The organism is Vibrio sp. 1078-1, assembly GCF_033340475.1.
The window spans coordinates 1-537 of the sequence record NZ_JAWOWM010000797.1 but is presented as its reverse complement, the minus strand read 5'-3'; the positions used below and the strand labels follow the sequence as shown (position 1 = coordinate 537).

Sequence of the window (537 nt, the reverse complement as noted above, 5' to 3'; positions counted from 1 at the left end):
GCGCATCTTCATTATGTCTCGCTACACATTTACCGAAGACCAACATGCGATTTTACGAGAAAAATTACAGCGTGGTGAGTTTGCGGAAGGCGTTGACGTTAAGTCTGTAAAACCGCATGAAGCCTTGAGCTAGAATCCATATCGTCTCGACAAGTGCTCAAAGAAAAGCCCACTCAATAAACTGAGCGGGCTTTTCGTTTTCAATTTACAGATTATCCACCATCAACAACGCTCAACAGAATTTCTTCGTACTAACGTTGGGCTAAAAATAATGGTTTCGTCTTCAACTTTTTCGTCACGAGACAGCGCCAAAGCCAAACGGGCGGCGCGTTCTGCCATCATCTCGATTGGGTAGCGAATAGTAGTCAAGCTAGGGTGAACAAAGCGGGCGATCAAGCCATCATCGAACCCGACCATAGAAACCTTACTTGGTACGTCAATGCCATTTTGATCTAACGCTGCGAGTGCGCCAGCGGCCATGTAGTCGTTGTAGGCCACCACTCCAGTAATCTCCAAAGATTTGGTTAATAGGTTGGT

Annotated in this window: 1 protein-coding gene; it reads right to left on the bottom strand. The window is 46.2% G+C overall.

Features of this window, described 5'->3' with window-relative positions:
* Positions 1-222: 222 nt before the first annotated feature.
* On the bottom strand, positions 223-537 hold a 315-nt coding region (locus R7190_RS30125; RefSeq protein ID WP_318138242.1), incomplete at its 5' end, for a substrate-binding domain-containing protein.